Genomic DNA, 13,585 nt, shown 5'->3' on the forward strand with positions numbered 1-13,585 from the left:
CCAGCCCATGACCGATTCGGGCGAGGCCAGGCGCCCCAAGGAGCACGTGAAGCGAAGTAAGGGTAGCCTTACTTCGAGCTATCATCCGCACCGATCTTCAGTAACGATCTTCAGTAACGATCTTCAGTAACGGAGCACCTAAGTGACCAAGTCCGACATCGACAGACCTCGCGCCCGCAAGGCTCGCAACCCGCTCGCAACCTCGGTTCGTTCGGTGACACGGTTGAGTGCATCACTCGTACGCGTCGTGGTGGGTGGCGGCGATCTGACTCGCTTCGAGCCTTCGCCGTACGCCGACTCCTACGTCAAGCTGATGTTCTTGAGCGACGAGACAACGTATGAACGGCCGATCGATGTGGAAGCCATCCGGTCGACGCATCCCGCCGAGCATTGGCCGCGACTGCGGACGTACACGGTCCGAAACTGGAATGCTCGCGAACACGAACTGACACTCGATATCGTCGTGCACGGTGACTCCGGATTGGCCGGGCCCTGGGCTGCCGCCGTCGCGCCGGGCGACGAAGTCTTCTTACTCGGCCCAGGCGGCGGTTACTCGCCGACGCTCGATGCCGATTGGCATCTACTGGTCGGCGATGAGAGCGCGCTACCAGCGATCGCGGTCGCGCTTGAGAGACTGCCGGACGATGCGGTCGCCCACGTGTTCGTCGAAGTTCACGGGCCACAGGACGAAGTGCCCCTGGTGCTGCCATCATCGAGCTCCGTGACGTGGATACACCGCGGCGAGCAGCCGGTTGGGCAACGCCTTGTCGCGGCTGTGACAACCGCCTTCGATGACGCCTCGGGTCAGGCGCTTCCGACTGGCGACGTCCAGGCATTCGTGCACGGCGAAGCCGGAATGGTCAGGCAGCTGCGTCGTCTGCTCAAGGTCGAGCAGAAGGTGCCGTCCGACCGGCTTTCTATATCGGGGTACTGGCGCGTTGGCGCAGACGACGAGGGTTGGCGGGCCACCAAGTCGGAGTGGAATCGCAGCGTCGAACAGGACGAAGCCGCCGAGCTAGGCCCCGCCGAACTGCGAGCGTAAACGGCAGGCAGCGACCTCCACTAACCTCGAACGCAGCAGAGTTGTCTCGACAACATCGCATCGATGAGAACTAGCGAGGGCCAGGATGCTGTGTACCCGGATCGGCCTCGTCGTCCATCATGGCCGACCCGTAGCTGTCGCCGCCGCGGGTCTGGTCCGCTCTTGGGCGGCGCGCTACGGGCTGGCCGTCACGGAGGTAGATGTGTGGGCCCAGGAAGACCCTGCTGGGCAGCGACGTAATGCTCGCGACGAGGTGCAGGCAACCGGCCACCCGGACTTGATGGTCACGATCGGCGGCGACGGAACATTCCTGCGGGGCGCGAGGTTGGCCGCCCAGGATGGCGTTCCGGTCCTTGGGGTCAACGTGGGCCGGGTTGGTTTTCTGACCGAGATCGAACCGGCTGAAATCGAGTTGGCCCTTGACGCCTTTCGGTCCGGCGCCGCCTACATCGACGAGCGGCTGATGTTGACAATGAGCGCATCTCGGCCGCTAGAGATACCGCAGAACATGCAAGCGCTACTGCACTTCGGACGGGGGCCGCTTTTACCGCCGCCGCCAATGCGGCCGCCCGTGGATCCGGGACAGGCCGGGGTTTGCCTCGATGTCACCGCAATGAACGACATCGTGTTCGAGAAACTGGCCCGTGATCGCCAGGCCAGCCTTGGCTTGTACATTGACGACGTTCTGTTCGCCTCGTATTCCGCCGATGCGCTGATCGTCGCGAGCCCTACCGGATCGACTGCCTACAGCTTTGCTGCCGGTGGTCCTGTCATGTCGCCCCGACTACGAGCTCTGGTGTTCACTCCCGTTGCCCCGCACATGGTTTTCGACCGGAGCCTGGTCATGGCGGCTGAGGAACGGGTCGCCGTCCGGGTCCTCGAGCAGTCTGGCCAGGTCGCGGTGAGCGTCGACGGGCAGTTGCGGGGCGTCCTCGACCCTGGCGACTGGATCAGCGTGTACCCGGCATCGACGTTGGCAAAGCTTGTCCGCATCCGCCCGTCGAACTTCTACTCCAGGTTGCGAAGTCGATTCTCGCTGACTGACGCTCCGGCCACCGTCAACCAGAACTCCCTGCCCGCTGATTCACTGCTCGCCGGGGAGACTTCGTGACTTCGACCCTGCAGCCAGGGCCAGCCTTACGGATATCAGCGCCACAGATGACCCCCGCGGTTCGCCGCTTCATCGCCAACGAGGCCGGCAGCGCCGCAGTGCTACTCGTCGCGACCTTGGTTGCGCTGGTATGGGCGAATTCGCCTTGGTCGGCAAGTTACTTCGACTTCTGGAGCACGCCTTGCACGTTCCGGATCGGCCCTGTCGGCCTCGAACTGGACCTGCGGCATGTGGTGAACGACGCCGCCATGGCACTGTTCTTTCTTGTCCTGGGCTTGGAAATCAGGCGCGAGACAACCGCCGGCGAGTTGCGCGATCGCAGGTCCCTGACCGTGCCGACCTGTGCCGCGATCGGCGGCATGCTGTTGCCCATCGCGATATATCTGCTCATCAATCACGGAACGACGGCCGGACACGGGTGGGGCATCGTGATGTCAAGCGATACCGCCTTCGTCCTTGGCGTTCTGGCGCTGTTCGGACCTCGATGCCCTGATCAACTCAGGCTGTTCCTGCTCGCTCTGGCTGTCGTCGACGATATCGGCGCGATCACCGTGATGGCCGTCTTCTACACCGACCACGTCAAGATGGTTGCGCTCATGGTGGCGGTCGGCATCATCATCGCCATCTTCGGTCTGCGTTGGCTCGGGGTGTGGAGACTAACGCCCTACGTGTTGCTCGGTATCGCCCTGTGGTGCGCAGCATACGAATCCGGCGTTCACCCCACGCTCGCCGGGGTGCTGCTCGGCTTAATAATTCCGGCACGATCCGTGCCTGCTGAGAACGCGAAGGAGCTGACCATTTTCGGACGGGCGCTCATCGAGGGCCCGACTGCATCGGGAGCTCGACTCGCCTCACTCGCCGCTTCGGCTTCAGTGTCAGCCAACGAGCGATTGCAGCGCTGGTTGCATCCGTGGTCGGCGTACCTGGTCATCCCGGCGTTCGGCCTGGCCAATGCCGGTGTGAAGGCTGATGGAGGCACCCTGCGGGTCGCGTTCAGCTCGCGGATTACATTGGGAGTGGCGCTTGCTCTCGTACTGGGTAACGCCATCGGAATTACCGGGGCGGCGGCGCTCGCACTCAAGACCGGGATAGGCATCCTCCCCGGGAGAGTGCGTTACAGCCATCTGGTTGGCGGTGCCGTCCTGGCGGGTATGGGCTTCACGATTTCGCTGTTCATCACCGATCTGGCCTTCGACGATCCGTCCATGCGCGATCAAGCCAAGATCGGCATCTTGGCCGGGTCGTTGGTTGCTGCACTGCTAGGCGCTTGGATATTGCGGGTCATGGGCGAACGGACATCGCTCTGTTCACCGCTGGGTGATAACGCTCCGCTTGCATTACCGCCGCTGCCATGGTCTTCCCCGACGGTTGCCCTCGGCGGACTGCACCAGTAGCGAGCTGCCGGTCGCCCGCTGCAAGGAGTTCAGCTCGACACGGCCCTCGTACCGATTGCCGTCGATGAACAACGTGGGGGTACCAGCCACGCCGGCGTCGATGCCGGATGCATAATCAGCTTGTACTATCGGGGCAAACGCTTGAGCGGCCGCACCAACGGCCAGCTGTGGATCGGCCCCAACCCCCTTGGCGTAGAGGCTCAGATCAATATCGTTCAGTCGATTCTGATGGGCGAAAAGCTTGTCGTGCATCGCCCAGAACGCCTCTGGCCCAGCCGAGGCAGCCACCGACTCCGCTGCGAGTGCGGCTACCAGTGCGTGCGGATGAACTTCGAAGAGCGGAAAATTACGAAACACCAGCCTGATCTGGCCAGCAGATTGTTCGACCAACTGTCGTAGAACCGGCGCTGCACCCGCGCAGTAGGGACACTCGAAATCGCCGTATTCAACAACCGTTATCGGTGCTTCCGGGTTGCCCAAGATGTGCTCAATGCGCTCGACGGTCGGCATGCGAACCCACCCTTCTACCTCGTACAGTCGGACCAAGTTTAGGCTCGGCAAGGTATCGGCACCATCCCGGGAGAGTGAAGCATGACCTCGTCCACCGACTTGCTCATCGACGCATTCAGCCGGATCGGCAGAGTCGTACATGCGACCCTGGATGGGCTGAGCACCGCCGCCCTGACCTACCGGATCGACGACGAAGCAAACACCGTCGCATGGCTCGTCTGGCATTTGGCAAGAATTCAGGACGCTCAGATCGCGGACGTCGCCGCTAGCGAGCAGGTGTGGACCGGTGAAGGCTGGGCCGAACGGTTTGGCCTGCCGTTCGACGATTCGGCAACCGGCTACGGCCAGAGCTCCGATGAGGTAGCTGCGGTTCAGGTCGATGGACCCGAGCTCCTCACCGGCTATCTCGACGCGGTCCAGCAAGCCTCTATCACCTTCGTCGGCGGGCTGACAGATGATGACCTGGACCGCGTGGTGGACAGATCGTTTAGTCCTCCCGTCACGCTTGCCGTACGACTGATTAGCGTGATCTCAGATGATCTTCAACACGCCGGACAAGCTGCCTTCGTGGCGGGCGTCGCTGTCAGAGACGGTCACTGACTTTCCCGAACTACTGACTTTCTCGAACTACTGACTTTCTCGAACTACTGACTTTCTCGAACTACTGACTTTCTCGAACTACTTCGTCGGGCTCTTTGTCAGGGCGCAATCCGCGCCACACCGGGTGGCGCAACCGCCCGTCGGGCGTCCACTCGGAAAAGGCGACCTCGCCCACGAGCCGAGGCGTCACCCAGTTGGCGTCGCGACTGTCCGCACGAGGGATCTCGTCGGCCAACGGCGACGTACTTCTCACCAGGGGCGCCAGCCGCGCCTGCAACGCTTTCAGCGCCGCCTCGGAGAACCCGGTGCCGACGTGACCGGCGTAGAGCAGCTCGCGGCCGCCTGCGACGACGTCGCGATCTGTGCTGGCCGGTATGGCAAGCAACAGCGAGCCGATCGTCCCGCTTCGACGTCCCTTGCCAGGCCTCCAACCAGCAATGATGACCTCTTGGGTCGAGACATTCTTGATCTTGAGCCAGTCCGAGGAGCGGCGTCCGGGTCGATAGCTGCTCATCAGTCGCTTGGCTACGATCCCCTCGAGACCGTTTTCCTGGCTGGCCCGCAGCACGTCTGCACCTCCACCAATGAAGTACGCCGGCGTTTGCCAAGACTGCCCAGCCAAGCCGAGCTCCTCGAGCAAGGCCCGACGCTCCTGGTACGGCAATCCGATGGTGGGCCGACCGTCCAGATGCAGGACGTCGAAGATCAAGTACACGACCGGGTCACTGGCTGCCAATCGCCGCACCTCGGCAGCACGCGTTATGTGCATCCGCTTCTGCAATCGAGCGAAGCTCGGCCGACCATCGGGCCCGAAGGCTACGATCTCGCCGTCAAGTACGACCTGAGTCGTGCCAAGCGCTTCACCGAGCAGCCTCAATTCAGGGTAGCTCGCGGTCACGTCGATATCGTTTCGCGACAGCGCTCGGACCCTGCCGCCGTCGACGAAGACGACAGCGCGGGCCCCGTCCCATTTGGTTTCATAGGCCCAGTCCTGATCGGCGCGCTCGGAGGGAAGTTGACCGGCTACGGCCAGCATCGGACGAATGACGTCCGGTAGGGCCTGCCAATTCTCCACCGGTGACGGATCCATCCGGTGCATGATCCAGTTCTTGCCCTTCGTGTTGATGAGTACGTAGCGACCCTGCACGCGTTCACCGGAGAGGACGAACTTGACCTCGCGATCGGTCCACTTCTCTATCTCGTAGTGCCCGCGGTCCCAGATTCGTACCTGCCCACCGCCGTATTCTCCCGCCGGGATGCCGCCCTCGAACGTGGCGTAGTCCAGTGGATGGTCCTCGGTCTGGACCGCCAGATGATTGTCATTCGGATCCATTGGCAATCCCTTGGGGACCGCCCAGGAGACGAGCACTCCATTGCGCTCGAGCCGAAAATCCCAGTGTAAAGCCCGCGCGTGATGTTCCTGTACGACGAAGGTGTTGTCAGCACCACTAGGGCGAGTCCCGTGTTCGGGCACTGGCTCCGGCGTCTTCGACGAATCTCGCTTTCGCCGATATTCAGCCAGGCCGTCGCCGCCTTGGTCGTCGCCGATCTGCTCGTCACGGCGCGAGCCACCGCTATGCCGATTGCTCATGGGCCGCCAATCCAAGCAGTGCCTGTAGCGCCATCGCATCGTAGGGCGCACGTACCTTGACATCGTTGTCGAAGTACACGTAAACATCGAGCCCACGCGCGGCCCACGAGCGAATTCGGTCGGCCCACAACGTCAAGCCTGCGTGGTCATACCCACTGGTGTAAAGCTCATCGGCGCCGTGCAGTCGTACGTAGACGAAGTCCGCGGTGACCCGTAGGAATTGCGGCCATTTGCCGGCGGTATCTGCAACCACGACTGCTATGCATTCCTGATCGAGCAGATCGAGAAACTCCGCCGTCTTGAAGCTGTCGTGGCGCACCTCGACCGCATGCCGAAGCGGACGATCCGAGAGCGTACCGGTCCACCCGCCGACCTTGAGCCTACTGTCGTGCCGCCTTGCAAGGTAGGCCGCTTCTGCCGTAGATCGAGGCAGGCGCTGGACGAAGTCACGCACGAGCACGGGGTCGAATTTCAACGTCGGCGGTAGCTGCCACAGGATGGGACCGAGCTGCTCGCCGAGAGCAAGCAACCCCGAAGCCAGGAAGTTCGGCAGCACCTGGTCGGTGTCGCGCAGTCTCTTCATGTGCGTTATGAAACGGCCGCCCTTGACCGCGAACTCGAATCCCTGCGGCGTCTGATGGGCCCAGTTCCAGAAGCTGGTCGGGCGCTGCAACGAGTAGAACGAGCCGTTGATCTCGATGGAGGACATTCGTTCTGCGGCGTATCGCAACTCATCGTGATGGGGAAGGCGCGGTGGGTAGAAATCGCCGCGCCACGGTGGGTACGTCCAGCCGGAGATGCCCACGCGGATCGTCATCACCGAATCGTACGAGAAGCGCGCGCTTGCACCTGTCGGTTGCGACGGAGACGGAACTGCTACGAACCATAAACGCATCTTGACGGACGGCGCGAACTGTGATTGCCAATTACAGGTGGAATTAGAACGGCCTCGGTTCGACATCACCCACGCCGAACCGAGGCCTTTGACCGGCGCCCGTTGCGCGAATGCCGGTCCCGGTTTAGAGAGTGCACCCGCCCGTCGAAGACGTCAAGATCTAAATGATCGGATTATTTTTTATAATTCTCTGGACGTGTCGGCGCTACCGGGTTCGCCTGCCACGATGAACTGGTCCTGAGCGCCTACATAGCAATCTTGAGGGGGGCGACAATCAAGAACCCCACGAAGTTGCATGGTCGTCGTCGTCGACGACGCGACCATCGCGCTGGCCGCAAGCCACACCGCTCGACGAAATTCGAAATATCGAACTATTGCCCAGCTCTTGACCGCGGGCCGTGCGCTGGCGTATGCCACCATTGCACACCGTCGAGCCCCGCATTCGGAGGCCGAGTCACCGATAAACGCAGCGTCAAGTTGATCAATCGCGCCAATTCGTCCGTGTCCGGACGCTATTGACTATTTGGCCTCGCGCAATTGTCGAATCAATCCAGCTCCGATTACGCGCGAGACATGCGGACCGAGTTAAGCCCCCGGAGAGCTACCGCCTGCGACCGCGCGAATATCGGACGGCCAGCACGACAACGACAATCAGGACGATGAGGATCAAAAACTTCATGGCCCCACGATATCGCCCGACCAGTGACCGATCGGTCGCAGTACACCGTGCCAGCCCGGCCTGTGGCCTGCGGTATCAGAGGCCATGGTGCAGGCCGACCATGGGTGACGGTCCGCTGGTGACGGTTCGCTGGGGCGATCTATATCCCATCTCATGGACCCAGGGCCCTCGTTAAGCCAAGCTGCGTGTGTGACCAAGGCAGTCGAAAACCTATTAAACGAGTCAGACGACGATGTCGAGCATCTGATCGCACTCCTTAACGTCGAGCCCATCGGCGCCGATCTGTTTCGCGCCGCAAGCCCCGTCCTTCGTGGCCGCCGCAACATCTTCGGCGGCCAGGTCATGGCGCAGGCGCTACGGGCGGCCGGCGCCACCGTCGAGGAGGACCGGTACCCGCACTCTCTGCACGCTTACTTTCTTCGGGAAGGCAAATTTGCTGAGGACGTGCACCTGCAGGTCGAGCGCACCCGGGACGGTAAGTCTTTCTCGACGCGCCAGGTCACTGCGACGCAAGCGGACGGGCGCGCGATTTTTACCCTGTCGGCATCTTTTCACCGAGACGAGGCTGGGCGAGATTTCGCCACGCCTGCCCGAGAGGTACACCCGCCAACTGCCGAGATGGGCCCGGTTCCATCGCGAGGTTCGAGCATCGGAATTGACCTTGTCGACGGAGCCGGCGCTAAGTCCGGAGCAGTGGAATCAGACAAGCCGGCATACCTCGCCTGGGCGCGCACCCGTGGCCAGATACCGGAAGATCGAGTGCTGAACGCCTGTGTGCTGGCCTATCTGTCAGATTTGGGCACCGGAGGAGTTGCTGCTACGGCGGTAGGTCATACGGTAGGTTCGCACGCCGTTTCCGGCCTGATGATGGCAAGTCTGGACCATTCGATGTGGTTCCACCGTCCGGTTCGAACCGACGACTGGCTGCTGATCGATGCCACCCCGATGTCGACAAACGGCTCTCGAGGCCTGATCGTAGGGACAGTCCATGACGGCACTGGCCTGCACGCCGCCTCATTCGCCCAGGAACTGCTCGTCCGGGAGATTTAAGCGCGAGACGATTCCCGACCAGTCGGTGCCCGACGATCCATTCGGTGGCCGTCAGCTATCGAGGTGGTCTCCGCGCCGATGACTGTTACGGTAGCGATCGTCGAAACAGGCGACAGATTCCGAGCACCTGGCGTGAAATCGGAGCGTCACATTGTCTGAGTCCGCGAAGGCACCCGATTGCCCGAAGCACATGATCTACGGGCCCTGCGGCGGCGTGCGCGACGACCTCACTTGCGAAATGCAGACCAGGCGCTGCCCATTTGCCGACCTGCACGCGGCCGTAGCGTTTGATCCAACTTTGCATGGAGTTTCTGGTCCTCGACCAATCGAAGGTTCCAGCCAGAGCGCACTTCTTCCGCCCGCCGCAACCCGACAGCTCGTTCTGACGGATCTGACTTTGCGGCCCTTCGATGTGCAGAACCTGCAAGATGTTGTCTCAATCCTCGTGGACGCGACTGATGCCGTCCTCGTCGGCGAGCATCAGAATCGACCGGACTTCCCTCCGACGGTGATGGCACAGCTCATCGCTCTCGCGGGTGCTCGAGCCTGGGTCACGCTCACCTGCAGGGACCGCAATCGCCTGGTTTTGGAACAGGAAATCGCGGGACTGCAACAGGTTGGTGTCGACGCAATATTGTGCGTGACAGGCGATGGTAGGGCTCCGGGAATTCGGCCCGGCGTGACCCAGGTCTTCGATCTGGACGGCACGAGGTTAGCAGCGCTGGTCGCGCACGCTGGGCTGACTGCAGCCGTCGCGGAGTCGCCGCAGGCCGAGCCGGTCGGGTTGCGGCCTGAGCGCTTGCGGCAGAAGCAGCGGGCCGGAGCAAGCATCTGCGTGCTTAACCACGTTCGGTCGGTAGAAGGCGTTCGCTCCTTCATCTCGAGAGCTCGTTCTGCCGGTGTCACCGTGCCCTTCATCGCCTCCGTTGCGGTTTACACCGACGACCGCTCTGCATTGACCCTCCAGCGCTTTCCGGGCCTGCACATCGATGACCGCCGAGTCGCCGAGGTACTGGGCTCTGCCGACCCGGTTGGTGCCGGAGTCCGCGCGGCAGTCGCTGAGGCGGCCGAACTACTCGAGGTGGACGGCGTCGGAGGCGTGAACATTTCCGGACTCGCCTCCTCGCGTAGTGAGACCTTCGCCGCAGAAGTCAAGGCAATGGTCGGACGCGAAATCCTGCAGGCGATCTCGTGACCAACCACGGGAGCAGGCACCATGGCGATGGGTCCGCAGCAATGGACGTGGAATTCGACACGGTCGCGACTTGGACGGCCGACGCGGTGTCTGCGCTCGGTCCCGAGTACGCCATCCCGGCTGCCTGCCGGGGCAGCGGTAGCCCAGCCGCGCTGAAATGGCTCGGTCACGAGCTCAACTTCGACAAGGGTTCCGACCTTCTCGACGTGGGTGCCGGTGTCGGCGGACCTGCGGCATTCGCGGCCGAAGAATTCGGCATTCGACCAATTCTTGCCGACCCCATGTTGGGTGCATGCCATGCAGCCCGCCGCCTCTTCGCGTTGCCCGTCGTCGCAGGCATTGGCCAACAATTGCCTTTTGCCACCGGATCCTTCGCTGCGGCGTGGAGTCTCGGGGTGTTGTGTACGACGACGGATAAGCTCGACACTCTGGCCGAGATTCATCGTGTCGTGCGCTCGGGTTCTCGCCTTGGCCTGCTCGTCTTCGTACAAACGACCTCCGAGGTTCCGACGAAGCCCGAAGGAAACGAGTTTCCCTCGGCAGACTCGATTGAACCTTTGCTGCACCGAGCTGGCTTCGCCATCGCCAACGAGGCTGATCTGGATGATTTCCCAGCCGCTGGAGCAGATTGGCAGCGGCGGGCCGACCGCGTGGTGCAGGTCATCGATCAGCGTCACAAGCACGACAGCCGTTGGATCACCGCGCAGCAGCAGCAAAGCAGCATCGGTTGGCTGCTTGAAAATAAGTACCTGCGCGGGCGCCTGATCGCCGCCGAGGCATTGTGACCAGCTAGCCCGATCGCTCCACCCCGAAGCTGGCTTCTCGATGCCGATCCAGGATTTCGCGGGCAGCGTGCGGGAATCTTTCGCCGAGTGCGGTGAAGATTGCGACCGCGTGACCGAACATGATCGCCATGGTCTCCAACGTCACCGGCGCTTCAAGGATGTTGGCGAATCGTTCAGCGTTCAGCTCGCCGTCCAGATCGGCCTCGAGTATCGCGATCACTGTTCGAGCCGCCTCGCCGTCTGTCATAGCTGCCCTCATCCCGGCCCGATCGTTGCTGGATACCAGGGTAGGTTTATCCGCTGCTTCACGGGAGATGACAAGTCTCACCATCGGCGCAGCTACGGCTGGTGACCACTTCCGAGGTCGTCGGCGAGATTTGTCCGTAAAAGTAACTGACCGAAACACTCACGGATAACCGCGACATGACCCGCTGTAATCGGTAGCCTCGGAATATGGCCGACCTAGCCGCGGTGCCGCCGACGCCTGAGCGTGTTCGGCAGGACGTCTACAACTACTTGATGCTGATCGCTGGGCAGGGCAATTACCTCGGGCAAGTTGCATCCGGGATCGCTCAACACGGCCTGGACATCACCGCGATCGCCACATCAGAGAGTCGCGCGGCGGTAAGAGCGATCCTGGACGAGATGGATGAGCAGACCCGGGGCGAAGAGGCAGACATCGGTGGCCCGGATCCGGGCCTCATAGAACGGTGTTCGCAAGCACTTCGACGTGGATACCTCAACCCATACCTCGCCGCGGAGGTGATCGGCACCCTCGAACTATGCCGCGACTTCGCCGAACTCGTCTCCGGCGCCGCCTCAATCCGGGGCGGGGCCGAAGGGCGTCAGATGCGCGGGCTGGCTGATTCGGTACGGTATCGCCTTCAGACCTCGGCCTGACGGGCACGATCCACCAGCCGGCGACGCGACACAACCATCGAGGGGCAACGGCGGGGCTCGCGCCGCCAACTTATAGGTGCGGTGTCGAACACATTTGAGGGGCCACCACTTCCCGTCTTGAACGCCTGCTGCGAGGCTGCGCGGACTACCACCGCCATATCGAGGGGATCTTTCGGCCGTGACCCACACTCTGGACAGTCTTTCGCCACTGATGGCCCTGCGGCCGACCAAGGACGGTTTCGAGGCCGACACCTTCGCCACCGCACACGGATCGATCTTCGGCGCCTACCTCCTGCTCCAACAGGTCATAGCAGCTGAACGCACGGTTCCCGACAAGCGAGTGCTGTCTTTGCAGACGATCTTCGCCAACGGCGGGCAGAGCGGTGAGCCCGTCCAGATTTCAGTGGAGACCATGCAGCAGGGCCGGTCCTTCTCCTGCCTCAGCCTGACCTTCCGGCAGGGCAATGTCATCGTCACGCGCGCGGAAGTACTACTGACCGTCGATGAAGACGACTACCTGCGCCATCAAAGCCCGGAACCGCAACCATTTGGCGGACATGAGTGGCCGACTCGCGCGCCCGGCCTCTGGCCGGGCCAGGTCCGTCGATCGCCGGCATCGGACGAGCACTCTGTTGCGCTGCGGTTCGACCTGGACGAGCCAGTCACCGACGCCACGGTCGGCCGCGCCCTGGTGGCGCTAAGCACCGAACCCGAGGTGCTCTCGGCTCTTCTGCTGCAGAGCGACGTGCCGAGCGCTCCGGCCGGGCGGATGCCTGCCAACGTCCTGACCCAGACCGTCACCTTCGTCGAGCCGATAGATCTCAGCACTGGGTTTGGTCTGACGCTCACTCCGACCTACGCAGGTCACGGGCGGGCGCACGGGTCCGGCCAGGTCGTCACGGAGTCGGGTCGGCTGCTTGCGACGTTCTCGACGACCGGGCTGCTTCGCGCACCGCGCCAGTCGTAGTAGCGAGCTTGCCCCAGGACTGAATGCGGGGCTGCGTACCGAGAGTAAGCGGCTGATTGCGTAAAGATAGCGTAAAGCGGGAACGGTTTTTATATGCCATAGTTGTTGCTATCAGCCGCACAACATACGGGGGTATGTGAGTCATGAGAGGTATCACGAAGGTCAGGGGACTTGCCAAGACAGCCCAACCTGAGCAGCCGGAGAACGTCTACACGGCCAAACACCGAGCGCCCTCGGCCAGCACGGGTTCCAATTCGAGTCTCGGCTCGAACGTGACCGCCCAGGTCACAGCACCGAATCGACCGGCCGGATCAAGCTGACGTAGCGCGGGTAGTCCACGGGCCGACTGGTATCGCCTGAACTCCTTCTCGTCGGGCCTGCCAATGACCGCCGTCCGTGTCGAGTGCAGGTTGTTCGAGTAGCAGCTCGATACGAGCGCAAGCTCGGTGAACGCCACGACGGCCCGTGGACTTCGGCATTTTCGGCTCTGCTGAGTCGAACTCGAACGGCACGTCAGAATCAATAAAGCGGTCCGCGGGCCGCTGCAGGCCCACTCCGCGTGCCAATCTGCGCGCCCACTTCGTACGCTGTCTGGTCGTCCAGGTCAGCACCCGCACCATCGCCTCGAACGCAGCAGCGCCCGGTTTGGGCGAGAGTTCGGATCTTGCCGTTTAGCTGAAACGGAAAAGTCGAACCAGCCGCCGTTTGCCTACCGCCTCGAGTCGGTCCCTCCTCCCCTTGCGTCCGAAACCGCGATCAGCTCACAGTTTCTTTCCCAATCGCACTGTCAGACCAATGACGGTCATATGGTGTCCTTCGCGAAGGATGACACTGGCGACATATTGGCTGCACGAATCGGGCCAGTT

At 62.4% G+C, this 13,585-nt stretch carries 14 protein-coding genes; 9 read left to right on the forward strand and 5 right to left on the reverse strand.

Annotation, left to right across the window (positions count from 1 at the left end):
* Positions 1-142: 142 nt before the first annotated feature.
* The 3 genes from ACSMXN_RS14035 (at position 143) to nhaA (ending at position 3,547) form a co-directional block, all read left to right on the forward strand.
* A complete protein-coding gene (locus ACSMXN_RS14035; RefSeq protein WP_022912094.1) occupies positions 143-1,042 on the forward strand; it encodes an SIP domain-containing protein in 900 nt (299 codons plus the stop codon).
* Positions 1,043-1,127: 85 nt separating this feature from the next.
* A complete protein-coding gene (locus ACSMXN_RS14040) occupies positions 1,128-2,153 on the forward strand; it encodes an NAD(+)/NADH kinase (RefSeq protein WP_022912095.1) in 1,026 nt (341 codons plus the stop codon).
* A complete protein-coding gene (gene nhaA, locus ACSMXN_RS14045) occupies positions 2,150-3,547 on the forward strand; it encodes a Na+/H+ antiporter NhaA (protein ID WP_027139131.1) in 1,398 nt (465 codons plus the stop codon). Before ACSMXN_RS14040 ends, nhaA begins: the two co-directional genes overlap by 4 nt.
* Here nhaA and ACSMXN_RS14050 read toward each other — a convergent pair.
* Positions 3,491-4,057, reverse strand: a complete 567-nt coding sequence (locus ACSMXN_RS14050; protein WP_022912097.1) for a thioredoxin domain-containing protein — start codon at positions 4,055-4,057, stop codon at positions 3,491-3,493. The two genes, nhaA and ACSMXN_RS14050, sit on opposite strands and share 57 nt — an antisense overlap.
* A gap of 81 nt (positions 4,058-4,138) precedes the next feature.
* Here ACSMXN_RS14050 and ACSMXN_RS14055 point away from each other — a divergent pair, with 81 nt between their 5' ends.
* The gene (locus ACSMXN_RS14055) at positions 4,139-4,657 is read left to right on the forward strand and encodes a mycothiol transferase (protein WP_022912098.1); all 519 of its coding nucleotides are present in this window, start codon (positions 4,139-4,141) and stop codon (positions 4,655-4,657) included.
* A 61-nt stretch (positions 4,658-4,718) separates the two neighbouring features.
* Here ACSMXN_RS14055 and ligD read toward each other — a convergent pair whose 3' ends face one another.
* Together ligD and ACSMXN_RS14065 are read right to left on the reverse strand one after the other, a co-directional pair.
* Positions 4,719-6,248, reverse strand: a complete 1,530-nt coding sequence (gene ligD, locus ACSMXN_RS14060) for a non-homologous end-joining DNA ligase (protein ID WP_022912099.1) — start codon at positions 6,246-6,248, stop codon at positions 4,719-4,721.
* Positions 6,232-7,065: a DUF72 domain-containing protein gene (locus ACSMXN_RS14065; protein WP_022912100.1), complete on the reverse strand. Its 834-nt coding sequence runs from the start codon at positions 7,063-7,065 to the stop codon at positions 6,232-6,234. Before ACSMXN_RS14065 ends, ligD begins: the two co-directional genes overlap by 17 nt.
* A gap of 946 nt (positions 7,066-8,011) precedes the next feature.
* Here ACSMXN_RS14065 and ACSMXN_RS14070 point away from each other — a divergent pair.
* The 3 genes from ACSMXN_RS14070 (at position 8,012) to ACSMXN_RS14080 (ending at position 10,852) form a co-directional block, all read left to right on the forward strand.
* On the forward strand, positions 8,012-8,872 hold the full coding sequence (locus tag ACSMXN_RS14070) for an acyl-CoA thioesterase domain-containing protein (protein WP_051148738.1): 861 nt from the start codon (positions 8,012-8,014) through the stop codon (positions 8,870-8,872).
* Between the two features lie 151 nt (positions 8,873-9,023).
* Complete coding sequence (locus ACSMXN_RS14075) at positions 9,024-10,067, forward strand: methylenetetrahydrofolate reductase (RefSeq protein WP_022912102.1); 1,044 nt, start codon at positions 9,024-9,026, stop codon at positions 10,065-10,067.
* Complete coding sequence (locus ACSMXN_RS14080) at positions 10,064-10,852, forward strand: class I SAM-dependent methyltransferase (protein WP_027139135.1); 789 nt, start codon at positions 10,064-10,066, stop codon at positions 10,850-10,852. The genes ACSMXN_RS14075 and ACSMXN_RS14080 overlap by 4 nt, the downstream gene beginning before the upstream one ends.
* Positions 10,853-10,856: 4 nt before the next feature.
* Here the strand turns inward: ACSMXN_RS14080 and ACSMXN_RS14085 are convergent, their stop codons facing one another.
* A complete protein-coding gene (locus ACSMXN_RS14085) occupies positions 10,857-11,099 on the reverse strand; it encodes a hypothetical protein (protein ID WP_022912104.1) in 243 nt (80 codons plus the stop codon).
* A 206-nt stretch (positions 11,100-11,305) separates the two neighbouring features.
* Between ACSMXN_RS14085 and ACSMXN_RS14090 the strand changes: the two genes are divergently transcribed.
* Together ACSMXN_RS14090 and ACSMXN_RS14095 are read left to right on the forward strand one after the other, a co-directional pair.
* Positions 11,306-11,752: a hypothetical protein gene (locus ACSMXN_RS14090; protein WP_022912105.1), complete on the forward strand. Its 447-nt coding sequence runs from the start codon at positions 11,306-11,308 to the stop codon at positions 11,750-11,752.
* A 178-nt stretch (positions 11,753-11,930) separates the two neighbouring features.
* Positions 11,931-12,719, forward strand: coding sequence for an acyl-CoA thioesterase domain-containing protein (locus ACSMXN_RS14095; protein WP_022912106.1), 789 nt, complete (start codon positions 11,931-11,933; stop codon positions 12,717-12,719).
* A gap of 208 nt (positions 12,720-12,927) precedes the next feature.
* On the opposite strand, the gene ACSMXN_RS14100 is transcribed toward ACSMXN_RS14095, so the two are convergent.
* On the reverse strand, positions 12,928-13,176 hold the full coding sequence (locus ACSMXN_RS14100) for a hypothetical protein (protein WP_022912107.1): 249 nt from the start codon (positions 13,174-13,176) through the stop codon (positions 12,928-12,930).
* Between the last annotated feature and the right edge of the window lie 409 nt (positions 13,177-13,585).

This window comes from Parajatrophihabitans canadensis, from assembly GCF_053764775.1.